This is a genomic window from Micromonospora sp. WMMD1076 (assembly GCF_029581475.1).
Lineage (GTDB): Bacteria > Actinomycetota > Actinomycetes > Mycobacteriales > Micromonosporaceae > Micromonospora > Micromonospora aurantiaca.
The window spans coordinates 1,371,206-1,394,497 of the sequence record NZ_CP120862.1; the positions used below are offsets into that span (position 1 = coordinate 1,371,206).

The 23,292-nt window shown below is 69.4% G+C and carries 22 protein-coding genes; 18 read left to right on the plus strand and 4 right to left on the minus strand.

From position 1 onward, the window contains the following. Positions 1-122 precede the first annotated feature (122 nt). On the minus strand, positions 123-1,229 hold the full coding sequence (locus O7622_RS06770) for a citrate synthase 2 (RefSeq protein ID WP_013283721.1): 1,107 nt from the start codon (positions 1,227-1,229) through the stop codon (positions 123-125). A 272-nt stretch (positions 1,230-1,501) separates the two neighbouring features. On the opposite strand from O7622_RS06770, the gene pdxH reads away from it, so the two are divergent. From pdxH to O7622_RS06805, 7 genes are all read left to right on the plus strand, one after another. Beyond that, positions 1,502-2,131 carry a pyridoxamine 5'-phosphate oxidase gene (pdxH, locus tag O7622_RS06775; protein WP_282314064.1) on the plus strand — a complete coding sequence of 210 codons (630 nt, stop codon included), beginning with the start codon at positions 1,502-1,504 and terminating at the stop codon, positions 2,129-2,131. After that, positions 2,128-3,420, plus strand: a complete 1,293-nt coding sequence (locus tag O7622_RS06780; protein ID WP_282312403.1) for an MFS transporter — start codon at positions 2,128-2,130, stop codon at positions 3,418-3,420. Before pdxH ends, O7622_RS06780 begins: the two co-directional genes overlap by 4 nt. Positions 3,421-3,436: 16 nt before the next feature. Continuing rightward, complete coding sequence (locus O7622_RS06785) at positions 3,437-4,363, plus strand: aldose 1-epimerase family protein (protein ID WP_282312404.1); 927 nt, start codon at positions 3,437-3,439, stop codon at positions 4,361-4,363. Positions 4,364-4,365: 2 nt separating this feature from the next. Further along, on the plus strand, positions 4,366-4,968 hold the full coding sequence (locus O7622_RS06790) for a nitroreductase family protein (protein ID WP_282312405.1): 603 nt from the start codon (positions 4,366-4,368) through the stop codon (positions 4,966-4,968). A gap of 53 nt (positions 4,969-5,021) precedes the next feature. Then, positions 5,022-5,327 carry a type II toxin-antitoxin system VapB family antitoxin gene (locus tag O7622_RS06795; RefSeq protein WP_013283726.1) on the plus strand — a complete coding sequence of 102 codons (306 nt, stop codon included), beginning with the start codon at positions 5,022-5,024 and terminating at the stop codon, positions 5,325-5,327. Between the two features lie 31 nt (positions 5,328-5,358). Then, a complete protein-coding gene (locus O7622_RS06800) occupies positions 5,359-6,519 on the plus strand; it encodes an acyl-CoA dehydrogenase family protein (RefSeq protein ID WP_282312406.1) in 1,161 nt (386 codons plus the stop codon). 99 nt (positions 6,520-6,618) lie between these two features. Then, positions 6,619-7,395: a DUF4230 domain-containing protein gene (locus O7622_RS06805; RefSeq protein WP_282312407.1), complete on the plus strand. Its 777-nt coding sequence runs from the start codon at positions 6,619-6,621 to the stop codon at positions 7,393-7,395. 80 nt (positions 7,396-7,475) lie between these two features. Here O7622_RS06805 and O7622_RS06810 read toward each other — a convergent pair whose 3' ends face one another. Then, complete coding sequence (locus O7622_RS06810) at positions 7,476-7,679, minus strand: PspC domain-containing protein (protein WP_282312408.1); 204 nt, start codon at positions 7,677-7,679, stop codon at positions 7,476-7,478. A gap of 1,032 nt (positions 7,680-8,711) precedes the next feature. On the opposite strand from O7622_RS06810, the gene O7622_RS06815 reads away from it, so the two are divergent. The 6 genes from O7622_RS06815 (at position 8,712) to O7622_RS06840 (ending at position 17,287) form a co-directional block, all read left to right on the plus strand. After that, positions 8,712-10,082 (plus strand): L-serine ammonia-lyase, encoded by a 1,371-nt coding sequence (locus O7622_RS06815; protein ID WP_282312409.1) that lies wholly within the window; start codon positions 8,712-8,714, stop codon positions 10,080-10,082. Positions 10,083-10,147: 65 nt separating this feature from the next. Next, positions 10,148-10,975, plus strand: a complete 828-nt coding sequence (locus O7622_RS06820; protein WP_282312410.1) for an ABC transporter permease — start codon at positions 10,148-10,150, stop codon at positions 10,973-10,975. After that, entirely contained in the window at positions 10,972-11,718 is a 747-nt protein-coding gene (locus tag O7622_RS06825; RefSeq protein ID WP_184689259.1) for an ABC transporter ATP-binding protein, read from the plus strand. Before O7622_RS06820 ends, O7622_RS06825 begins: the two co-directional genes overlap by 4 nt. Next, positions 11,715-13,616, plus strand: coding sequence for a DUF5941 domain-containing protein (locus tag O7622_RS06830; RefSeq protein ID WP_282312411.1), 1,902 nt, complete (start codon positions 11,715-11,717; stop codon positions 13,614-13,616). Before O7622_RS06825 ends, O7622_RS06830 begins: the two co-directional genes overlap by 4 nt. Positions 13,617-13,632: 16 nt before the next feature. Beyond that, positions 13,633-15,816, plus strand: a complete 2,184-nt coding sequence (locus tag O7622_RS06835; RefSeq protein WP_282312412.1) for a bifunctional glycosyltransferase family 2 protein/CDP-glycerol:glycerophosphate glycerophosphotransferase — start codon at positions 13,633-13,635, stop codon at positions 15,814-15,816. A 157-nt stretch (positions 15,817-15,973) separates the two neighbouring features. Further along, positions 15,974-17,287 carry an ABC transporter ATP-binding protein gene (locus O7622_RS06840; RefSeq protein ID WP_282314065.1) on the plus strand — a complete coding sequence of 438 codons (1,314 nt, stop codon included), beginning with the start codon at positions 15,974-15,976 and terminating at the stop codon, positions 17,285-17,287. A 16-nt stretch (positions 17,288-17,303) separates the two neighbouring features. Here O7622_RS06840 and O7622_RS06845 read toward each other — a convergent pair whose 3' ends face one another. Both O7622_RS06845 and O7622_RS06850 read right to left on the minus strand, forming a co-directional pair. Further along, positions 17,304-17,681, minus strand: a complete 378-nt coding sequence (locus O7622_RS06845; protein ID WP_282312413.1) for a hypothetical protein — start codon at positions 17,679-17,681, stop codon at positions 17,304-17,306. Then, positions 17,678-17,947 (minus strand): hypothetical protein, encoded by a 270-nt coding sequence (locus O7622_RS06850; protein ID WP_282312414.1) that lies wholly within the window; start codon positions 17,945-17,947, stop codon positions 17,678-17,680. Before O7622_RS06850 ends, O7622_RS06845 begins: the two co-directional genes overlap by 4 nt. A 157-nt stretch (positions 17,948-18,104) precedes the next feature. On the opposite strand from O7622_RS06850, the gene O7622_RS06855 reads away from it, so the two are divergent. The 5 genes from O7622_RS06855 to O7622_RS06875 all read left to right on the plus strand — a co-directional run bounded on the left by O7622_RS06855 (position 18,105) and on the right by O7622_RS06875 (position 23,130). After that, a complete protein-coding gene (locus O7622_RS06855) occupies positions 18,105-18,905 on the plus strand; it encodes a helix-turn-helix transcriptional regulator (protein ID WP_282312415.1) in 801 nt (266 codons plus the stop codon). Next, positions 18,896-19,084: a DUF397 domain-containing protein gene (locus tag O7622_RS06860; RefSeq protein ID WP_282312416.1), complete on the plus strand. Its 189-nt coding sequence runs from the start codon at positions 18,896-18,898 to the stop codon at positions 19,082-19,084. Before O7622_RS06855 ends, O7622_RS06860 begins: the two co-directional genes overlap by 10 nt. 417 nt (positions 19,085-19,501) lie before the next feature. Continuing rightward, the gene (locus tag O7622_RS06865) at positions 19,502-20,506 is read left to right on the plus strand and encodes an AAA family ATPase (protein WP_348774069.1); all 1,005 of its coding nucleotides are present in this window, start codon (positions 19,502-19,504) and stop codon (positions 20,504-20,506) included. 153 nt (positions 20,507-20,659) lie between these two features. Then, a complete protein-coding gene (locus O7622_RS06870; protein ID WP_282312418.1) occupies positions 20,660-21,445 on the plus strand; it encodes a hypothetical protein in 786 nt (261 codons plus the stop codon). Beyond that, the gene (locus O7622_RS06875) at positions 21,442-23,130 is read left to right on the plus strand and encodes a DUF262 domain-containing protein (RefSeq protein WP_282312419.1); all 1,689 of its coding nucleotides are present in this window, start codon (positions 21,442-21,444) and stop codon (positions 23,128-23,130) included. Before O7622_RS06870 ends, O7622_RS06875 begins: the two co-directional genes overlap by 4 nt. Positions 23,131-23,292 lie beyond the last annotated feature (162 nt).

Genomic DNA, 23,292 nt, shown 5'->3' on the forward strand with positions numbered 1-23,292 from the left:
GGCGCTGAGTCGTGCGCCACAGCGGCGCCGCGCCGCAGGGGCGTAGCGGGCCGGCGGAGGCGGGCGTCAGGAAGGGGCCCCGCCGATACCGGAGGCGTCGAGCGGGGCCCCTTCCTTAGCGCTCAGACGCCGTGCGGGATGGCGTCCCAGCCCTCGACCTGCTGCGGCTTGCGCGGGCCGTGGCCGACGTACGTGGCCGACGGCCGGACCAGCCGCTGGAGCTTCTTCTGCTCCAGGATGTGCGCCGACCAGCCGCCCATCCGGGCGCAGGTGAACATCGAGGTGAACATGTGCGCCGGCACCTCGGCGAAGTCCAGCACCACCGCGGACCAGAACTCGACGTTGGTGGCGAGGACGCGGTCCGGGCGGCGGGCCTGCAGCTCGGCCAGCGCGGCCTTCTCCAGCGCCTCGGCGACCTCGAAGCGGGGCGCGCCCAGCTCCTTGGCGGTACGCCGCAGCACACGGGCACGCGGGTCCTCGGCCCGGTAGACCCGGTGGCCGAAGCCCATCAGCCGCTCGCCCCGGTCCAGGACGCCCTTGACGTACCCGTCGGCGTCGCCGCTGCGCTCGACCGCCTCCAGCATGCTGAGCACGCGGGACGGGGCGCCGCCGTGCAGCGGGCCGGAGAGCGCGCCGATGCCGGAGGAGATGCAGGCCGCGGCGTCCGCGCCGGTGGAGGCGACGATCCGGGCGGTGAAGGTGGAGGCGTTCAGGCCGTGCTCGGCGGCCGAGATGAAGTACGCGTCGACCGCCTTGACGTGCCGCGGGTCGGGCTCACCGCGCCAGCGCTTCATGAACCGCTCGACGATGGTCTCCGCCTTGTCGATCTCCTTCTGCGGCACGGCCGGCAGGCCCAGGCCGCGCGCCGACTGGGCGACGAAGGACAGCGCGGTGACCGACACCCGGGCCAGGTCCTCGCGGGCCTGCTCGTCGGAGATGTCGAGAAGCTGGTTGAGCCCCCAGTACGGGGCGAGCATGGCGACCGCGGACTGCACGTCGACGCGGATGTCACCGGAGTGAACCGGCACCGGGAACGGCTCGGCCGGCGGCAGGCCCGGGCCGAACCGGCCGTCCACCAGCAGTGCCCAGACGTTGCCGAACGAGACCTGGCCGATCAGGTCCTCGATGTCCACGCCCCGGTAGCGCAGTGAACCCCCCGCGCGGTCGGGCTCGGCGATCTCGGTCTCGAAGGCTACGACGCCCTCCAGGCCCGGTTTGAAATCGGACATGTCGTCTCCTGGCTTCGGCTCGGCGCGCCCGGGCGGCTGATCGAGCCCCGCAGCTCAGGCGACCCTTCAGGGATGTGGTTCGGAACATCTTGCCCGGTGGGTAACGCGCTGCGCGACCCACAGCCACTGTGCGCCACACGACATCCCCGCCGGTGGACGCCCGTTCGGGAAGGAGAAGACTGGGTACCGGGGCCTGGCCAGCGTCGGGGGACGCCGGCACGCCCGGGAGAGGGACTACCACAGTGACAGGCGACACACCCGCCCCGGCCGGCATGCGTAACGAGTACGCGGCCGACCTGGGCCTGACCGAGACGGACCTGGCGCCGGACTGGCCCACCCAGTTCGCCCGCTGGTTCGCCGACGCGGTGGCCCATCGGCTGCCCGAGCCGAACGCGATGGTGCTGGGCACGGCCGACGCCCAGGGCCGGCCCAGCGGGCGCACAGTGCTGCTCAAGGGGTACGGCCCGGAGGGCTTCGTCTTCTACACCAACCACGGCTCGCGCAAGGGCGCCGAGGTGATCGGGAACCCGTGGGCCAGCCTGGTGTTCCCCTGGTTCCCGATGCAGCGGCAGGTGATCGTGACCGGCCGGGTCGAGCAGGTGGACCGGGCCGAGACCGAGGCGTACTTCGCCACTCGGCCGCGCGGCTCGCAGCTCGGTGCGTGGGCCAGCGCCCAGTCGGCGGTGGTGCCGGACCGGGCGGCGCTCGACGCGGCGTACCGGGCGATGGCCGAGCGGTTCGCCGACGTGGACCCGATCCCCGCGCCGTCGTACTGGGGCGGGTTCCGGGTCCGGCCGGAGACTGTCGAGTTCTGGCAGGGCCGGGCCGGCCGGCTGCACGACCGGCTGCGCTTCCGGCGTACCGGGGACGGTTTCTTCGTCGTCGAGCGGCTCGCGCCGTGACCGGCGTCACGCAGACCGGGCGGCGGGGCGCGCGCCGCTGGGCGATCGACCTGCGTCCGCTGCGCGTGCCCGCGTACCGGCGGGTCTGGACCGGCAACGCGATCGCCATGTTCGGGTTCCAGTTCACCGCCGTCGCGGTGCCGGTGGAGATGTTCGACCTGACCGGCGGCTCGCTCTGGGTCGGTCTGCTCGGCATCGCGGGCTTCGTACCGCTGCTGATCTTCGGGCTGTGGGGCGGTGCTGTCGCCGACGCCCGGGACCGCCGCCGCGTGCTGCTCGTCGGCGGCTGCGTGCTGTGGGCCTCGACGCTCGGGCTGCTGGTGCAGTCGCTGGCCGGTGTGCGCAGCCCGCTGCTGCTCCTGCTGCTGGTCGCCCTCCAGTCGATCGCCTTCGCGATCACCTCGCCGGCCCGCAGCGCGATCCTGCCCCGGCTGGTGCCCGCGGAGCTGGTCCCGGCGGCCACGACGCTGAACTTCACCACGTTCACCGCCGCCGCCGTCTTCGGCCCGCTCGCCGCCGGACTGATCTTCGCCGCCTGGCAGGTCGGGGTGGCGCTGCCCATCGCGTACGCGGCGGACGCGCTGCTGTTCACCGCGTCGCTCTGGGCCACGCTGCGGCTGCCCGCGATGCCGCCCGCACCGGAGCCGGACGGCGGCGTCCGCAAGGCCGGGTTCGCCAGCATCGTCGACGGCTTCCGCTACCTGGCCACCACGCGGGTGCTGCTGCTCTCCTTCGCCATCGACCTGATCGCGATGATCCTGGCCATGCCGCGGGCGCTGTTCCCGGAGCTGGCGCAGGAACGCTTCGGCGGTGCCTCGGCGGTCGGCTGGCTCTACAGCTCCATCGCCATCGGCGCGATGCTGGGCGGTCTGACCTCGGGGTGGATCGGCCGGGTCCGCCGGCAGGGCCTCGCGCTCACAGTGGCGGTGGTCGGCTGGGGTGTGGCCATCGCGCTCGCCGGGCTGGCCGGGCACCTGTGGGTCGCTGTGGTGCTGCTGGGCGTCGCCGGCGCCGCCGACCTGGTCAGCGCCACGCTGCGCCAGTCGATGCTGCTGGTCTACGCGCCGGACCGGATGCGTGGCCGCCTCCAGGGCGTGAACACGGTCGTGGTGGCCGGTGGCCCGCGCCTGGGCGACCTGCGGGCCGGTGCGACGGCCGCCGGTTTCGGCACCGGCTTCGCCATGGTCGGTGGCGGTCTGGCCGCCGCCGTACTCGCGGTGCTGCTGGTGGTGGCGTTCCCGGCGCTGCTGCGCTATCGCTCGACCACTCCCGCCGAGGAGCGCCGCTGACGGTAGGGTCGCCGGCATGGGGATCGACGCGCAGCCACCGTCCGGTGCACAGTGGACAATCGCGGCCGACGGCCACGAGGCCGTCGTGGTCGAGGTGGGCGGCGGGCTGCGGGCCTACCGCTACGACGGCGTGGACCACCTCGACGGGTACGCCGAGGACGAGGTCTGCCCCGGCTCCGCCGGGCAGGTGCTGGCCCCTTGGCCGAACCGCATCCGGGACGGCGTCTACACGGTCGGGGAGCGGTCGTTTCAGCTCGACCTGACCGAGCCGGAGCGGCACAACGCCCTGCACGGCCTGGTGAACTGGGCGCGGTGGCGGCCGATCGAGCAGGCGGCGGACAGCGTGACCATCGGCTACGACCTGCCGCCGAGGCCCGGCTACCCGTGGGCACTGCGGCTGCGGGCCCGGTGGAGCGTCGGCCCGGGCGGCCTGCGGGCCGAGCACGAGGCGACGAACGTCTCCGACGAGCCCGCGCCGTTCGGCTTCTCCGTGCACCCCTACCTGCAACTGCCGAAGGTCGGCGTGGACGAGTTGCGGTTGCACGTACCGGCCCGGCGGCGGGTGCTGGTGGACAGCCGCCTGCTGCCGGTCGCCGCCGCTGAGGTGACCGGCTCCGAGTTCGACTTCACCAGCCCGCGCCCGATCGGCGACCTGGTGCTCGACACCGCGTTCGGCGACGTCGAGCGGGACGCCGACGGCGGTTCGGCGGTGGTGCTCAGCGCACCGGACGGCTCGTCCGGGCTGCGGATCTGGGCGGATCGCGAGTTCGGCTGGTGGCAGGTGTTCACCGGCGACACGCTCGGCGGGGAACGGCACCGCCGGTCCGTGGCGGTGGAGCCGATGACGTGCCCGCCCGACGCGTTCCGCTCCGGGAAGGACCTGATCATGCTGGAGCCGGGGCAGACCTGGCGGGGCGCCTGGGGCGTCCGCCCGGAGGTCTGAGCGTGGAGTTCGCCGAGGTCGTCCGGCGTCGCCGGATGGTGCGCAACTACGACCCCGACCGGCCGGTGCCGCCGGAGGTGGTGGACCGGCTGCTCGATCACGCCGTCCGGGCCCCGTCGGCCGGGTTCTCGCAGGGCTGGGGCTTCCTGGTGCTGGAGGAACCCGAGGACCGGGAACGGTTCTGGGCCGCGACCACGCCGGGTGGCGGCGGCCGGGAACGCTGGCTGGCCGGGATGCGCCGGGCGCCGCTGATCGTGGTGCCGCACGCCAACCGCGACGCCTACCTGGACCGCTACGCCGAGCCGGACAAGGGCTGGTCGGATCGCGCCGAGGATCGCTGGCCGGTGCCCTACTGGTACGTGGACACCGGTTTCGCGGCTCTGCTGATGCTGCTCACCGCCGTCGACGAAGGGCTGGGCGCCTGCTTCTTCGGCATCCCGCCGCAGCGCATCGGGGCGTACCGGGAGACGTTCGGGGTGCCGGCGGAACTGCATCCGATCGGCGCGATCACAGTAGGTTACCGAGCTGTCGACCACCGGTCACCGTCGCTGCGCCGAGGGCGGCGTCCGGTGCAGGATGTGGTGCGGCGGGGACGGTGGACCTGAGCGGTTAGGCTGACATCCACATTGTCAGCCTGGCCTGGGGAGGAGAGCACGCCGTGATCTTCAGGGCGGTCCGGGACGGGCGTCCCTACCCGGAGCACAACCTCACGCTGAAGCAGTGGGCCGAGATTCCGCCGCGCCCGCTGCGGCTTGACCAGCTCATCACCACCAAGCGCGAACTCGCGCTGGACAAGCTGCTCGCGGAGGACTCCACCTTCTACGGCGACCTCTTCCCGCACGTGGTCCAGTGGAACGGCGGCCTCTACCTGGAGGACGGCCTGCACCGGGCGCTGCGCGCGGCGCTCCAGCAGCGCAACCAGATCCACGCGCGGGTGCTCGTGCTCGGTGACCAGGGCGAGTGACGCCTCCCTGAGCCTTGGTTAAGGTGACGCCATGACTCCTCTCGACCTGCTCGACATCGATGCGTCGCTCAGCGACGAGGAGCGGCAGATCCGCACCGTCGTGCGCCGGCTCGTGACCGACCGGGTACGCCCGCACGTCGCCGGCTGGTACGAGGACGGCCAGGTGCCGGCCCGCGAACTGGCCCGCGAGTTCGGCAAGCTCGGCCTGCTCGGCATGCACCTGACCGGGTACGGCTGCGCCGGCGCGTCAGCGGTCGCGTACGGGCTCGCCTGCCTGGAACTGGAGGCCGGCGACTCCGGCGTCCGGTCCCTGGTCTCGGTGCAGGGATCGCTGGCCATGTACGCCATCTGGCGCTACGGCAGCGAGGAACAGAAGCAGCGCTGGCTGCCCGCCATGGCGGCCGGTGAGGCGATCGGCTGCTTCGGGCTCACCGAACCCGACCACGGCTCCGACCCCGCCTCGATGGCGACCCGGGCCCGCCGCGACGGCGACGACTGGATCCTCAGCGGCAGCAAACTGTGGATCACCAACGCGCCGGTCGCGGACGTGGGCGTGATCTGGGCGCGTACCGACGACGGGGTGCGCGGCTTCGCCGTACCCATGGACACGCCGGGGGTGACGGCGCGCGAGATCCGGCACAAGATGTCGCTGCGCGCGTCCCTGACCGGCGAGATCGCGCTCGACGACGTCCGGCTGCCGGCCGACGCGCGACTGCCCGAGGCGATCGGGCTGAAGGCGCCGCTGGGGTGCCTGACCGAGGCCCGGCACGGCATCGTCTGGGGCGCGCTCGGCGCGGCCCGCGACTGCCTGGAGACCGCCCTGGAGTACGCGACCACGCGCACCCAGTTCGGCCGCCCGCTCGCCGGTTTCCAGCTCACCCAGGCCAAGCTCGCCGACATGGCGGTGGAGTGGAACAAGGGGATGCTGCTCGCGCTGCACCTGGGCCGCCTCGCCGACGCGGGCACGCTGCGGCCCGACCAGGTGAGCGTGGGCAAGCTGAACAACGTCCGCGAGGCGCTCGCCATCGCCCGGCAGTGCCGCACGATCCTCGGCGCCAACGGCGTATCGGGGGAGTACCCGGTGATGCGGCACGCCAACAACCTGGAGAGCGTGCTCACCTACGAGGGCACCTCCGAAATCCACCAGCTCGTCATCGGCCAGCGGCTCACCGGCCTGTCCGCGTTCGCCTGACCTGCTGTTTCACCCGATCGGGTCGCTCGGCGAGCGGCTGTCGCACGGTGGCCGTACCGTCATTGCCAGTCGATGTGTCGGACGAGGACGGTGAGGGCGATGGCCCGCGACGGTGACATCAACGAGCCCACCCGGGAGTTCCCGGACTACCCCACCAGCGAGTCGCTTCGCGACCGGGCGGAGGGCTCGCCCGACCACGACCGCGAGTACGCCCCCGGCGCCCCGGCGTCGGGCGGCGGCCCGGCGCGCGGCCTGCTCTGGGTGCTCGGCGCGGCGGCGCTGGCGGTCGTGGTGCTGCTCGGCGTGCAGGCCACCGGTCTGCTGCCCGACTTCCGCAACCCGTTCGCCAAGGAGCAGACCGACCGCAGCCAGCCGCCGCTGCTCAAGTCGATCCGTGACCTGAGCCGCTACGTCGCCGCCGAGGGCAACTTCCAGGTCGTGGTCGACGTGCAGAACGACAGGCGCAACGTGCCCGACTTCCTGCTCAACGAGCGCACGCTGTTCGTCGGGGCGGGCCGGGTCGAGGCGTACGTCGACTTCGCGAAGATCGCCGACGGTGCCGTGGTGGTCTCCGAGGACGGCAAGTCCGCCGAGATCAAGCTGCCCGCGCCGCAGCTCGGCGAGACCGACCTGGACATGGACAAGAGCTACGTGTTCGCCGAGCAGCGCGGCCTGATCAACCGGCTCAACGACCTGGTCGCGGGCGATCCGAACCGGCAGCAGCAGGTCTACAAGCTCGCCGAGGACCGCATCACCGCTGCCGCCCGGGACAGCGGGCTCACCGCCCGGGCCCAGGAGAACACCCGCAAGATGCTCGAAGGGCTGCTGCGCTCCCTCGGGTACGAGAAGGTGACTGTCACGTACACCGCTCCCTGACCGCTCTGACGTCGCGCGCCCGCCCCGGTGGTCCGGGGCGGGCGCGTCGCGTGTGTGCCGGCGTCCCGGCTCGTGTCGCGTCAGCGGGTGGCGAGGTAGCGGTCCTCGTTCGGCATCAGGATCCACAGGATCAGGTAGATGATCACCTGCGTGCCGGGCAGCAGCAGCGACAGCAGGAACAGCAGCCGGACCATGCCGGCCGACATGCCGAACCGCTGCCCCAGGCCGGCGCAGACACCGGCGATCATGCGCCCCTCGCGGGGCCGGACCAGTTTGCGACTCATCGTCGTCTCCCACTTCTGCGGCGATCCGCCGCGCTGATTCCACGGTAGAAAGGGGTACGCGCCGCGCCCTCAGCCCCGAGGAGGATCGGCGACCCGGGCACCCGTAGGTGCTTACCCCGGCCCTGCCTCACCAACGCCCCCCGCGCGCCCCGCCCCACCCTCGCCCCACCCTCGCGCTGTCCTCGGCGCTGCCTTCGCGCTGCCTTCCGCGCTGTCCTCGCGCTGTCTTCTCGCGCTGTCCTCGCGCTCCCTTCGCGCTGTCCTCGCGCCGCGCCGCCCCGCGATCTTGCGCTTGTGGCCCCCGTTCTGCCCGATTCGCACCCTTGTCAAGGCTGCAACTGCAAGATCGCGGGAGCGATGGGGTGGCGTCGGGCGGGAGCCCCGCTCGGGGAGGGCTGCTGCGTCGAGCGCTTCCAACTCGCGGGAGGGGTGTTCCGTTGAGTGGGATCAGTGGAGATCTTGGTAGGAAAGTGCCCCTATGGGGGCCGTTTGGTACCAAGATCTCGGCGGGCTGGGCCTCGGTGCACAGATCTTGGAGTTGTGGCACTTCACGAATGGCGCTGGACGGGCATCCTGGGTGCCATAGCTCCAAGATCGACGAGTAGGGGCAAGCAGGGGCGAGGCGAGCAGGGGCGAGGCGACGAGCAGGGGCGAGGCGAGGAGGGCGGGTCGGGGCGAAGACAGCGCGAGGCAGCGCGAAGACAGCGCGAGGCGGGGCGAGGCGGGGAGGGAGAAGGAGGGGCGAGGAGGGGAAGGAGGGGCGGCGCGGGAGCGTGAGGGCGAGGGCGAGCGGGAGAGGAGCGGGAGAGGAGCGGGCGAGGGCGGAGGGCGAGCGGGAGAGGAGCGGGAGGGGAGGGCGTGCGCGTCGGGTCGGGTATGTGGCGGAGTGGGAGCGGGTATTCACGGGGGCGAGGTAGGCTCGCCGGTCGGACGCCCCCACCCCGGGCGCCGGCCGTCTACCCGCCCGGCGGGCGCGGCACCCACGCACCGGCTCGGATCCGCACAACGGGACGACGGCGAGGAAAGCAGCCAATGATCAGTGTTTTCGATCTTTTCAGCGTCGGTATCGGGCCGTCCAGCTCGCACACCGTCGGGCCGATGCGGGCCGCCCGTACGTTCGTGGCGGGCCTGAAGGCCGACGGGCAGCTCGCCGACGTGGCGCGGGTACGGGCGGAGCTGTTCGGCTCGCTCGGCGCGACCGGGCACGGGCACGGCAGTGACCGGGCGGTGCTGCTGGGGCTGGAGGGCGAGGTCCCGGAGACCGTCGACACCGACTCGGTCGGGCCGCGTGTGGAGCGGATCCGTACGCAGCGGCGGCTCGACCTGTTCGGCAGCCAGGGGATCGACTTCGACCCGGACACCGATCTGGTGCTGCACCGGCGGCGCTCGTTGCCGTACCACCCGAACGGGATGACGTTCGCGGCGTACGACGCGGCCGGGAGCGAGGTGCGGACGCGCACGTACTACTCGGTCGGTGGCGGGTTCGTGGTGGACGAGGCGGCCGCCGGGGCGGACCGGATCAAGGCGGACACCACCCGGGTACGGCACCCGTTCCTGACCGGCGCGGAACTGCTGACTGTCACCTCCGGGACCGGCCTGTCGATCAGCGAGGTGATGCTCGCCAACGAGCTGGCCTGGCGCAGCGAGGCGGACGTCCGGGCGGGGCTGCTGGAGATCTGGCGGGTGATGCGCGAGTGCGTGGAGAACGGCTGCACCCGTGACGGCGTACTCCCGGGTGGGTTGAAGGTCCGGCGGCGCGCGGCCGAGATGCGGCGCGGCCTGGAGGCGGAGACCGGCAGCCGGGATCCGCTGCGCGCGATGGACTGGGTGACGTTGTTCGCGCTGGCGGTCAACGAGGAGAACGCGGCCGGCGGGCGGGTGGTCACCGCGCCGACGAACGGTGCCGCCGGGATCATCCCGGCCGTGCTGCACTACTACACCCGGTTCGTGCCGGGCGCCTCCGAGGAGGGCGTGGTCCGGTTCCTGCTGGCGGCGGGCGCGATCGGTGTGCTGTTCAAGGAGAACGCGTCGATCTCCGGTGCCGAGGTGGGTTGCCAGGGCGAGGTGGGTTCGGCGTGCTCGATGGCGGCGGCCGGGCTGGCCGAGGCGCTCGGCGGTACGCCGGAGCAGGTGGAGAACGCCGCCGAGATCGGCATGGAGCACAACCTGGGGCTGACCTGCGACCCGGTGGGTGGCCTGGTGCAGATCCCGTGCATCGAGCGCAACGCGGTGGCGAGCATCAAGGCGATCACCGCGGCCCGGCTGGCGTTGCGCGGCGACGGGGTGCACCACGTGTCGCTGGACAAGGTCATCAAGACCATGCGGGAGACCGGCGCGGACATGAAGGTCAAGTACAAGGAGACCGCGCGGGGCGGGCTCGCCGTCAACGTGATCGAGTGCTGACTCCGTTGGGGTGACCCGGCGTGGAGCGCCGTCGCGCCGGCACGGGAAGGCGCGACGATGGCGCTGTGACGTCAGGCGTCGCGGCGCTCTGGTCCGCCCGCACCTCACTGCGCATCCTGGTCCGCCGGGATCTCGCGGTGAAGTACCAGCAGTCGGTGCTGGGCTACTTCTGGTCGCTGATCGAGCCGTTCGGCATGGGCCTGATCTACTGGTTCGTCTTCGGCGTGCTCTATTCCGGCGCGACCCGGCGGCACCTGGGCGACGCGGCCGGGTCGTACCCGCTGTTCCTGATCACCGGCATCTTCGCCTGGATGTGGGCGAGTTCGGCGCTGACCGAGGCGGCGAACGCGCTGACCGGCCAGTCCCGGCTGATCACCACGATGAACCTGCCCCGGCCGATCTTCCCGATCGGGCGGGTCGCCGGCCGGTTCGCCGAGTACCTGGCCGGGCTGCCGATCCTGGCGGCCGTCGCGGCGATCTACGCGAGCCAGGGGAAGATCCGCCCCGGCTGGAGCCTGCTCGCCCTGCCGCTGGCGGTGGCGGTGCAGTTCGTGCTGCTGGTGGGCCTGGCGCTGCTGCTGTCGGCGGGCAACGTGCTGATGCGCGACATCGAGCGCACCATGCGGCTGGTCATCCGGCTGCTGTTCTACGCGACGCCGATCATCTACCCGCTCGACCTGGTCCGGGAGTCGGGCATGCCCGGCTGGCTCAAGATCGGGTACGAGCTGAACCCGCTGGTCGGGATCTTCCAACTGCACCACGCGGTCTGGTATCCGGACGAGTTCCCTGATGCCCGGCTGCTCACGATCACGGTGTCCGGCAGCGTGCTGGTACTGGCGCTGGGCTGGTGGGCGTTCCACCGCCTCGAACCGGCAGTGCTGAAGGAACTCTGATGGCGCCGATCATCGAGGCGGACGGGCTCGGCATCCGGTTCGTCCGTAACCGGCGCCGTCAGTTGCGGCTGCGGGAGCTGATCGTGCACCGGGGCGCCCGCGACCCGGACGCGGGCCGGTTCTGGCCGTTGCGCGACCTGTCGTTCCGGGTCGAACCGGGCGAGACGGTGGGCGTGGTGGGCCGCAACGGCACCGGCAAGAGCACGCTGCTGCGGCTGATCGCCGGTGTGCTCATCCCGGACGAGGGCTCGATCCGGGTGCACGGCCGGGTGGCGCCGCTGCTCGAACTGTCCGCCGGGTTCTCCGGGGACCTGACCGGCCGGGAGAACCTCTACCTGGTGGGCGGGCTGCACGGGCTGTCGTCGGCGTACCTGCGGGAACACTTCGACGAGATCGTCTCGTTCGCCGGTGAGCAGGTGGAACGCGCCATCGACACGTCGGTGCGGCACTACTCGTCGGGGATGAAGGTGCGGCTGGGGTTCGCGGTGATCGCGCACCTGCCGCACCCGGTGCTGCTTGTGGACGAGGTGACAGCGGTCGGGGACGCGGAGTTCCGTGCGAAGTGCTATGCGACCATCGAGCGACTTCTCGCGGAAGGGCGCACGCTGGTGCTGGTGTCACACAACGACAAGGACCTCACCCGGTTCTGCCGTCGGGGGCTCTACCTCGACGCCGGACGGCTGATCGTCGACGGGACGATCGACGAGGCGCTGGCCGCCTACGCCGACGCGGCGAAGCGGTGACGCTCGCGCTCGTGCTCGCCGCCGACCCGGCGGCGGGCCACCTCGCCGAACGGCTGGCCGCGCAGTGGCGGCGGGCCGGGGCGGACGACGTGCGCATCGCCGCCGACCTGACCGAGCTGGCCGACCTGGTGGCCGCCGCCTCCGGCCCGGTGCTGGTGAGCGGCGCTGACCTGGTGACGCACGCCGCCGTACTCAAGCACCTCGCGACCAGCCCGGTGGGGCCGACGGTGGCGCTGGTGCTCACCGATCCGCCCGCTCCCGGGCAGGCCACTGTGCGTGAGGAGCGCGGGCAGGTGGTCGAGGTCGGCGCCGCCGACGCGAGCGGCGTGTTCGGCGGTGCACTGCGGGTGGGCGCGGCCGACCTGCCGGCGCTCGCCGAGGCCGCCCGCCGCGCCGCAGGCGGCGGGCCGCTGGGCGCTGTGGACCGGCTCGTGGCCGACCTCGCCGCCCGCGGCACGCTGATCTTCGCCCATCGGGTACGTCTGCTGGTGGCGCACCGGGTCGGCGACGAGGCGCAGCGGGTGGCGGCCGAGTCGGCGGTGGCCGCCGTCGACGAGGACCGCGCCGAGTTGAAGCTGTCGGTGAAGGAGCGGGACGACTTCTTCACCACGTTCTTCGTCAGCACCTGGTCCCCGTACGTCACGAAGGCGGCGGCCCGGATCGGGATCGGCCCGACCGGGGTCACCATGGTCTCGGTGGCGTTCGCGGTGGCCGCGGCGGTGCTGTTCGGCGCCGGTGGACGGCCCGCGCTGGTCGCCGGCGCGGTCCTGCTGTACCTGGGTTTCGTGCTCGACTGCGTGGACGGGCAGCTCGCCCGCTACACCCGGCACTTCAGCGCCTGGGGCGGCTGGCTGGACACGATGGCCGACCGGTTCAAGGAGTACGTGGTCTACGCCGGTCTCGGCTTCGGCGCCACGCACGCCGGGTTCCGGTACGGCTGGGCGCTGGCGCTCGCCGCGATGACGTTGCAGACCGTGCGGCACATGACCGACACCTGGTACGGCGCGCTGCACGACGAGGCGGCCCGGCGGCCGAAGGTGGTGAACGCCGAGGCGGGCGGCATCGGCGGGAAGCTGAACGCCGCGTCGACGCGGGTGCAGGCGGACACCGGCTCGGTGTCGTACTGGCTGAAGCGCACAGTGGTGTTCCCGATCGGTGAGCGGTGGGCGCTCATCGCGCTCGCCGCCGCGCTGTTCGGGCCGCTGGTGGCGCTGGTCGCGGTGCTGGTCTGGGGGACGCTGGCGTTCGCGTACACCGGGGGGTTGCGGACCTTGCGGGCGCGGTGGATGCGGGTGCCGGTGCTGGCCACCGTGGACGCGGGTCTGCACCGCGACGACGGCGTTCTGGCCCGGACGCTGCCGACCGCGCGACGGCCGCTGCCGCTGGCGGTGCTCGGTGCGCTCGGCGCGGCGGGGACGCTGGTGTGGGCGCTGCTCGCGGTGCACGGCGGCGGCGACCTGCCGGTCTGGGTGCCGGTGCTGGCGCTGGTGCTGCTGCTGGGGGCGGCGCAGGCGTCGCGGGCACCGCACGACGGGGCGCTGGACTGGCTGGTGCCGGCCGCGTTGCGGGCCGCCGAGTACCTGTTCGCCATCGCGGTCGGGGTGGCGGGCCGGGCCCCGGCCTGGCTGATCTTCGGGTACGTGCTGGTGCTGACGCTGCACCACTACGACCTGACCGCCCGGCTCGAGAAGCGGCAGTCGGCGCCGCCGCTGCACGCCGCCACGCTGGGCTGGCCGGGGCGCTCGCTGCTGCTGGCAATCGGGCTGATCGCCGGATATGCGAGTATCGCTCTAGCTACAATCGGTGCGTACCTTCTCGTGGTTTTTGTCGCGAGCGTGGTCCTCGCCTGGGTGGTCCTGCCGGCCCGCGCCCGTGGGGGTGTGCGCTCGCCGGGCTGACGGAGGGCGGGCCGGGGTGACCTTGATCAGCTTCGTCGTGCCGGCCTTCAAGGTGCAGGGATACCTGCGGGAATGCCTCGACTCGATCCTCGACCAGCCGTTCGGCGACATCGAGGTGATCGCTGTCGACGACGCCTCGCCGGACGACAGCGGCGAGATCCTGGCCGAGTACGCGCTGCGCGACCCCCGGGTCCGCCCGGTCCGCCTCGCCGAGAACGCCGGGCTCGGTCCGGCCCGCAACATCGGGCTGGACCGGGCCGTCGGCGAGTACGTGTGGTTCGTCGACGGGGACGACTGGCTGGTGCCCGGCTGCCTGCCGCACGTCGCGGACCGGCTCCGCGACACCGCACCGGACGTGCTGATCGTGGACCACGTCCGGGCGCACTGGAACAACATCGGCACCCGCAGCGCGATGCGTGACGTGTTCCCCGAACCGCCGGGCGCGACGACCTTCGCGCTGCGGGACCGGCCGGAGACGTTGAAGCTGCTGCACACCGCGTGGAACCGGGTGGTACGCCGGGAGTTCCTGATCGAACGCGGGCTGCGCTTCGAGCCGGGCTGGTACGAGGACGTCTCGTTCAGCTATCCGGCGCTGATGGCGGCCGGGCGGATCGGCGTACTCGATCGGATCTGCCTGAACTACCGGCAGCGCCGTACCGGCGCGATCACGAAGACCCGGGGGGACCGGCACTTCGAGGTCTTCGCCCAGTGGCACCGGGTGTTCGGGCTGATGGACCGCTGGCACGTGACCGGGCTGCGGCCGGCGGTCTTCGAGCGGATGATCTGGCACTACCTGACAGTGCTCGGCAACGGCGACCGGATCGCGCCCGAGCTGCGGGCACCCTTCTTCGCCCAGATGCACGCCGACTACGTGCGGTTCCTGCCGCCCGAGGGCTACCCGGTCCCGCCCGGCCCGGAAGGGCTCAAGCACCGGCTGGTGGCGGCCGGGCGCTGGCGGACGTTCAGCGCGTTGCGCGAGGCGCACCAGGCGGGGGAGACGGCCCGGCGGACCGCGCGGCGGGCCCGGCGACGAATCACGCCGGTGGTGCGGCGGACCGCCCGGCGGGCGCGTGACCTGGCGCTGGGCGAGTACTACCGGGCCGAGCTGCACCGGCCGGTCGACCCGACGCTCGCCGTGTACGCGGCCTACTGGTACCGGGGCTACTCGTGCAACCCGGCGGCGATCTACGAGGCGGCCCGCCGGCTCGCGCCGCAGGTACGCGGCGTGTGGATCGTCCGCCGGGACCGGGTGGGCGCGTTGCCGCCCGGCGTCGAGTACGTGGTGGCCGGCAGCCGCGAGTACCACCGCGTGCTGGCCCGCGCCCGCTGGCTCGTCAACAACGTCAACTTCCCGGACTTCGTGCGCAAGCGGCCCGGCTCGGTGCACGTGCAGACCCACCACGGCACGCCGGTCAAGGTGATGGGCCTGGACCAGCAGCGCTACCCGGTGGGCGCGATGGGGATGAACTTCGCCGGCCTGCTGCGCCGGGTGGACCGCTGGGACTACAGCATCACCTCGAACAGCTTCTCCACGCAGATGTGGGAGCGGGCGTACCCGGCTGACTACATCACGCTTGAGGTCGGCTACCCGCGCAACGACCGGCTGGCGCTGGCCACCGCCGAGGAGCGCGGCCAGGTCCGCGCCGCGCTGGGCATCGCACCCGACGAGTACGTGGTGCTCTACGCGCCGACGCACCGGGAGCACCTGCCCGGGTGGCGGCCGCCGTTCGACCCGGACCGGATGCTCGACGTCCTCGGGCCGCGGGGCCGGCTGCTGATGCGCAGCCACTACTTCCACGACCGGGAGCGGCATCCCCGGGGACCGGCCGCGGACGGCGTGCTGGACGTGAGCGCGTACGACCGGGTGGAGGACCTCTACCTGGCGGCGGACGTGCTGGTCACCGACTATTCCTCGGCGATGTTCGACTACGCGGTGCTGGACCGGCCGGTAGTGGTCTACGCGCCGGACTGGGACGCCTACCGGGTCGCCCGGGGCGTCTACTTCGACCTGCCGGCCGAGCCGCCGGGCGCGGTGGCGCGGGACTTCCCCGGCCTGCTCGACGTGTTCCGTTCCGGCGCGGTCGACGACGAGGCGGCCGGGCGGGCCCGGGCGGCGTTCCGGTCGCGGTTCTGCGCGCTCGACGACGGGCACGCCGCCGAGCGCGTGGTACGTCGCGTGTTCCTCGGCGAAACGCCGTAAAAGTGGTTACCGGCAGGTCACTTGACTGCGGAGCCCGGCGAATACCGCTTAATAGGACTGTCACGAGCCGAACATGGCACGTTCACCCGATGTGCGAAACGAATGATCCTGGTCACAGTCATTCCCGGGTTTGGGGCGAGGAACTGGGGAGGTGACGGTGGCGACCGTCGCGCTCAAGGATGTCACCAAGGTGTTCCCGGACGGCACAGTCGCGGTCGACACCATCAATCTGGACGTCAACGACGGCGAGTTCATGGTGCTGCTCGGCCCGTCGGGCTGCGGGAAATCGACAGTGCTGCGTATGGTCGCCGGGCTGGAGGACCCGTCCTCCGGCGCCATCCTGCTCGGCGGTGAACTGGCGAACGACCTGCCGCCGCGCGATCGGAAGATCGCCATGGTCTTCCAGGACTTCGCGCTCTATCCGCACATGACAGTCGGCGACAACATCGGTTTCCCGCTGCGGCTCTCCGGTGTCGAGCCCGGACCGCGCGGCGAGCGGATCCAGAACGTGGCGAGCGCGCTCGGCATCGGCGACGTCCTCGGGCGCAAGCCCAGCCAGCTCTCCGGCGGCCAGCGGCAGCGGGTCGCCATGGGCCGGGCGATAGTGCGCCGCCCGGGCCTGTTCCTGATGGACGAGCCACTTTCCAACCTGGACAGCGGGTTGCGCGCCGAGCTGCGGGCGGAGATCTCCGGCCTCACCCGCGAACTGGGCGTCACCACCATCTACGTCACCCACGACCAGGCCGAGGCGCTGACCATGGCCGACCGGGTCGCCATCATGCGCAAGGGCGTGCTCCAGGACGTGGGCACCCCCACCCAGGTGTACGGCCGGCCCGCGACGCTCTACGTCGCCGCGTTCCTCGGCAGCCCCCGGATGAACCTGCTGGAGGCGTCGGTCTACGTCCACCTCGATCGGTACGTCGCACTGAACCTCGGTGAGCAGGCGCTCTACCTGCCCTGGGACGACATCCGCAGCCGGGCGGTGGCGCACTACCACGGTGAGCGGATCGTGGTCGGCATGCGCGCCGAGGCGCTCACCCCGGTCGCCCCGGACACCGCCGGTGACGTGCTGCACGGACGCATCCGCTACCTGGAGCACCACGGTCACGAGTCGCTCGCGTTCCTCGACATCGGCGCCACAGCGATCGTCGTGGACGAGATGGGCACGCCGGTCGAGCAGGCCGCGCCGGGCCAGCGCGGCCTGCGCCGGTTCAACCAGGTGATGCAGCGGCTCACCGGCCGCGCGGCGGAGTCGTCGGCCGCAGCCCCGGAGGCGGGCGGGGGCGGCGGCAACCGGACGAGCGTGCTGCCCGACCCGGGCCGCCACCACCGTCGTCCGGCGGAACTGGCGGTACGGCTCGCGCCGTACCCGCAGGTGTCGCCCGGGCACCCGCTCGCCGTGCAGGTGCGGATGGACGCGCTGCACTTCTTCGACGAGCGAGGCGACCGCATCGACGTGGGCTGGCGGTGAAAGGAGGGGCACCCTGTTAACGCCTCCGGTAGAGGAAGGGCCCCTTGTAACAGTCGCCGCCCGGAGGGACGGGCCGGTGACGGCGGTACGGGCCCCAGCCGACGAAGCGGGCGAACATGTCGGCCGGGGCCGGCGCGTCGTTCGGGTTCAGCCGGTAGAGGTCGCGCGTGGCCTCGTACAGCAGCCCGCACAGGTAGATGGACAACCCGATCCGGTTGTCCTCGTACTCGCTGCGCAGCAGCAGGCGGGCCATCGGGCACGGCCACGGCTGGCCGCAGGCCCGGCAGCACCACATCGGACGCAGCGGCGTGTGCGGGGTGGCGTGCAACGGGTACGGCCGGGGGCGATCCGGCGTCGGCCCGTCCGGCGGCTGCCCGAGCTGGTGGCTGATCACCGGCGCTCCTCGTGCTGGCCGTGTCCCGAGCGCTGCTCCGGTACGGGCCGATGGCCGCCGCCGTTCCCGCGCTGCTGCGGTACGGACCAGCGACCGCCGTTCGCCCGCCACTGCTGCGCCGGGGTGAGGTTGCCGACCCGGCCGGGGCCCATTGTCGGCAGTGGACGGGTCGCCTGCCGCATCCACTCCGGCAGGTTGTCGCCCCGTACCCGGTGGGGCAGTGTCGGTGCCGACGCACCCCGGCAGCGGAACCAGCGCAGTCGCACGGCGCAACTCCTCTCGGTAGCGGGAACCGGACGAATTCGGCTCCACTGCGTGACAGTCTCGTCACCGCGCCGCTAGGGTCGGAAGGCGTTCCACCCCCACCTTCCCGGCCGTCCGATCGGCCGATTTCCGTGTGCAGCCGTGTGCAGAGGTGTGCAGATGATCCGTGTGCCGTTGTGGGAACTGTTCGCCGGTGAGCTGCGCCGGTTACGCACCGATGCCGGGCTGACCCAGGAGGCGCTGGGCGAACGGGTGAGCTATTCGGCGTCGCTGGTGGCGGCCGTCGAGCAGTGCCGCCGCGCGCCGCGCGCCGAGTTCACCGAGCGCTGCGACGAGGTGCTGAACGGCGGCGGCCTGCTGGTGCGGATCCGCGACGCGCTGATGCAGGAGGCGCTGATGCCGTGGTTCCGCGAGTGGGTGAGCATCGAGCAGGAGGCGGCCTCACTGCGTAGCTTCCAACCGCTGGTGATTCCCGGCTTGTTGCAGACCGAGGAGTACGCCCGCGCGCTGCACGAGGGCGCAAGCCCGCTCGTCGGTGATGCGATGGAGCAGCAGGTGGCCGCGCGCCTGGCCCGCCAGCCGTTGCTGAATCGCCCCGCGCCGCCGCAGTTCGTGGCGGTGCTCGACCACTCGGTGCTGAGCCGCCCGGTCGGCGGGCCGAAGGTGATGCGGGAGCAGTTGGCGCACCTGGTCGAGATGGGCCGGCGGCCCCGGGTGCACCTGCACCTGGTGCCGGAGACGGTCGGCTCGTATCCCGGGCTCAACGGAGCTTTCGTGCTCGCCACCCCCGCCGACGGCGACGACGTGGGCTACCTCGATAACCAGTTGCACGGCACGATTGTGGAGCGGACTGTGGACGTAAACTCGCTGCGACAGACCTGGGAGTCCGTCCGCGCGGAGGCGATGCCGCACGGGGCGACCCTGGCGGCGATCTCGGAGGCGGCGAAACGATGGAGCTGACCGGCGCGACCTGGCGCAAGAGCACCCGCAGCAGCGGTAATTCCGGGGACTGTGTCGAGGTGGCGGACAACCTGCCCGGTGTGGTGGGCGTGCGGGACAGCAAGGACCGGCAGGGGCCGGTGCTGGCGTTCACGCCGTCGAGCTGGGCGGCGTTCGTCGCGTACGCCAAGCGCACCTGACCCCGGCAAAAACTCAGGTCCCTTACTCATGCCCACACTTCTTCCACTCCCCGAGTAGGGGGACGGCCGGCAGCACCATGCTGGACGCGGGCAAGTCCTCAGCGGAGAACAGGATCGTCCTGAAGGTTGGCCCGCTGGAGCGCTAGACCGACGTGGGGTGGACCGATGCCCAATCCTGTCTGCCCCGTTCTAGGAAAGTACGACGATCAGTCATAGACTGATGATACTCGACCAAAAGCCAGACGTTCATGCGTTCACACTGGGGATGCCGTGTCTCTAGACAGTATTCGATGGGAAGGCCTAAAGGGTCTTCGTCGTAAAGGCGAGCTTGAGCTCAGACCACTAACCGTCATATTTGGCAAGAACAATAGCGGCAAGACGACGTTAGCGCGCTTGCCACTATTCGTGGCAGCAAGTATGGCTGAGGAGAGATCACTATATGCTCTCTCGTTTGAGGGGCACCGATTTGGGTCCTCGTTCCTGGACCTGGCCAGTGCAGATCAAGCGCACCCCACGATTCGATTTGGCGCCGCTTGGGGTGATCAAAGTAAGTCGCTGGCCATTCGCCTTCAGCACGTTGTCAATGGGAAAGGGGAGAGTTCGGTACAACCAAGTGAAGTCAACCTAGACGGAAGCAGTGTAATCTCGATTCCGTTGGCCAGCGAGTTTAAAGGGGCGGCCGCTGAAGTAGTCAGCCGTTCCTTGACCAAGAGCCTTGCGGATGCCTTCTCGGCTAGACGCCATTACCTGGCTGGGCTACGGAACCGCGTCGTCCACATCCCTAGTTCAAGGGGTGGAATGAGAGAGGCATACATTTCCCGGGATCCTTCGGGGTGGACTGCTAATGAAGTTCCGTATATCCTGCATAGTTCCCCTGAATTAATGAAGGTCGTGTCGCGTTGGTGCGCGGAATCCCTTGACGGAATGAGAATCTCGCTCGATGCAGCCGCATTCGCGTTTCGCATTGTTGAAAACAAAGGGACCGCTGTTGCCATCAGTTTGGGGCATAGCGGGCGCGGAACTCAGGCGGTCCTGCCAGTCGTGACGCTTTTGCAGGGGGTAGTCCATGGGCTTCACTCCACTGAACTCGTCGTTGTCGAGGAGCCTGAAGAGCACCTACATCCCTCAGCGCACGCAAACTTGGCTGATTTGCTTATCGCGTGCAGTGAGCAGTCACAGACGATCGTCGAGACGCACTCCGAAAACCTGATTCTTCGCCTGCGTCGACGAATAGCTGAGGGCCGCCTAGATCGGAACAGGCTGAACCTTGTCTATATGGGGTCAGACGGATTGCCTGAAAGGGTGGAACTCGATGAATATGGAGTAGCCGCCAACTGGCCCGCAGGAGTCTTTGAAAGTGATGTGGCTGAAGCTCAGGCGATGACTGATGCTCGGCTCGCCGCTCTCGGTGCATTGGGGTGACGGTTGATTCTTGCGCTAGGAGAGAAGTGTGCGATCTTTAGGCCAGAGAACCATGCCTACCTGCACAGGCTCCTTTTCACCGTTGTTCACAAGCGATGGCACATCATTGTCCGACCGAATTCCGATAGGCTTAGATCTATTCTCCCCGACAGCTTGTGGGAGCTGTATGGGGATTTCCTGGTGCAGTCCCAAAAGCTAGGAATCAATGCACCCCAAGGAGTCGTTTTCCACAAGGAATGCCAGTCATGCGATCCGTACCGTCTAGCTGAGTTCTACACGCTCCCAGTTGCTGTTCTGGTCGAGAATCCTCACACAGATGGAAGGTGGCTACAACTCATAGTAAATAAGCTCCGACCCCGCCTTGCGCGTTACCTCAATGGCCCTGGCAAAGCTGTCGACTTGCGGCACGGCGGAGGTATTGGAAGCGTTCCAGCCGAGCTGCGAAGACTGGCGGAAGAATATCGCCGATACCATCCGGGGGAGGCTGTCCCGCTTAGGGTCGTTGTCATTGTGGACAGCGACCGAGAGTCGCCGGATCATATATCTGGCAGCGCGAATCAGGTTATGCGCGTCGCTTCTGAACTGGGTGCGACATGTCACGTCTTGGCGAAGCGGTCGATCGAGAACTACATTCCGGATGACGCCCTTGATACCTTTGTGCAACAGCGCGCGGACAGAAGGTATGCTGTCGAGGTCATAAAGTCTCTGTCGGCGCCTGCTCGCGACTTCTACCCCATGAAGGCAGGCCTGACGGCCGACCTGCACTCGAGGTCAGGTTCTTTATATCCTGATGACATACCTTTAGGTGTCGGGTTGGGGGACTTTATGGCGGATTTCCTGGACAATTTCTCGCATTCACTTTCGGGGCAGGGGCTGAGAGAGCGGGACCGCGTGCTGGAATTCGAGGAACTGCTAGATAAGCTGGAGAAGAACCTGTGAGCGAGTCGACCACCGAAGGTGCATTGTCGGTAGTAGAGGTAAAGCCAGAGGTCGTCTTCCTCTACGAGCTTCTGAAGGAACTTACCGAGGGTAAGCTGCGTATTCCTCGGTTTCAGCGGCCGTTTGTATGGCGTCGCGATCAAATGACGGACCTCCTCGACTCCATTTATAAGCAGTATCCGATCGGAAGTCTGTTGGTATGGGAAACCGATGAGCCGATCGCGACTCTAGAGCGCCTTGGTCCATTTCGATTTCCGGCTACCTCGGGTGGCGCGGTCGGTTATCTACTTGATGGTCACCAGCGCCTTTCTACCCTGGCTGGTGCGCTAATATCGCGCGAGTCCAGCACGCTGGCGGAGGCGGGACAAGATCCTTTGCGGTGGGATCTCTCGTGGAATATGCTTCAGGGGCGGTTTCAGCATGGGCGAGCCGATGAGGACCCTGCGACACTCTTTCCGCTCACGTCCTTGCTCGATACGCTAAAGTTCTTCGATGCCGTGAACCGTGTTCAGATGTCGGTTGGCTCACCGAGCGAATTTGATCGCTACATTGCGGATGTGAGCCAGGTTGCCCGCTCATTCCAACACTATCGTGTGCCGGTTATCAGGATTAGGCAGACGGGCTTGTCGGAAGCGGTAGAAATTTTCGCACGACTTAACTCCAAAGGTCAAGCGATGTCGGCTGATCAAATGGTCAGCGCTTTGATGTATCGTCAGAGTGGGTCGAATGCCGGATTCGACTTAGCATCCAAGATTGACTCCTTGTCATCGCAGCTCGGGGAGGTCGGGTTTGGTGAGGTGGACCGGACCACGATCCTCCGGTCCGTTCTGGCGAACTTGGACGAAGACATCTACCGAACGGACTGGACTCGCCTTGCTGGTAGCAAAAGGAATGAGCTGCTCCCAGGCCTGCGGCAAGGTGTGGAACGGGCGTCGCGCAGTTTGGATAAGGCGGTTGAATTCCTCAAAGGGCTCGGAGTTGGAACTAGTCGTCTCCTGCCCTACACGATGCAGCTGGCAGTTTTGAGCGCATTTTTTGATAAGTGTTCATCCCCGAGCGAGGAGCAGCTCGCATTCCTGAGGCGATGGTTCTGGGTGTCCTCGTTTTCTGGCTGGTTTGGCGGTGCTAATCCTTCGAGGGTCAACGCGCTTGTCTCGGAATTCCGCCGTGTTGTCGCTGTGGCTGCCCCAGAGCGACTAGATAACTTTGATATGGACGCAGTATCGCTTCCCTTTCCTGCTACATTCGATATGCGTAGCGCGCGGACTAGAACTCTTCTCTTGGTCATGCTTTCGCTTCACCCGCGGAGCCTCGACGGTAGTGAGATCGTGGAGCCGTGGCGGATGATATCGGAAAAAGGGCCGGACGCGGTGGGCTATGTTTGGGGTGACTTGCCAAAGAGCTTGACTGGCAATCCTGCGAATCGCATGATCCGGCCGCCTGACGTCCCCCGAGGGCTACTCAAGCCGTGGGTTAAGCTGCAACTTTCAAAGGCTTCCCCTAATGTGTTGGAATCCCACGGTTTCGACTCTGTGGCGCTGGAGCGCGTACTTGCCGACGATGTGCAAGGCTTCGTGCTTGCTCGCCAGCAATGTCTCGTAGAACATGAGAGGCGGTTCCAGGAACGGGTTGGCGTTCGGTCCAGTGCGCTTACGGTTGCGGAGGCTCCTGTAGACACCGAATGACGGAGTGCTCGTATTGGCCGTCCAAGGGCACGGCGACGTTCTTGGGCTATCGGTCGACTCGTGTACGGGCGCAATCGTGAACGAATGGCCGACGTGAACCCACTTCGGCAGACGTGGGAGTCCATCCGCGCGGAGGCGATGCCGCACGGGGCGACTTTGGCG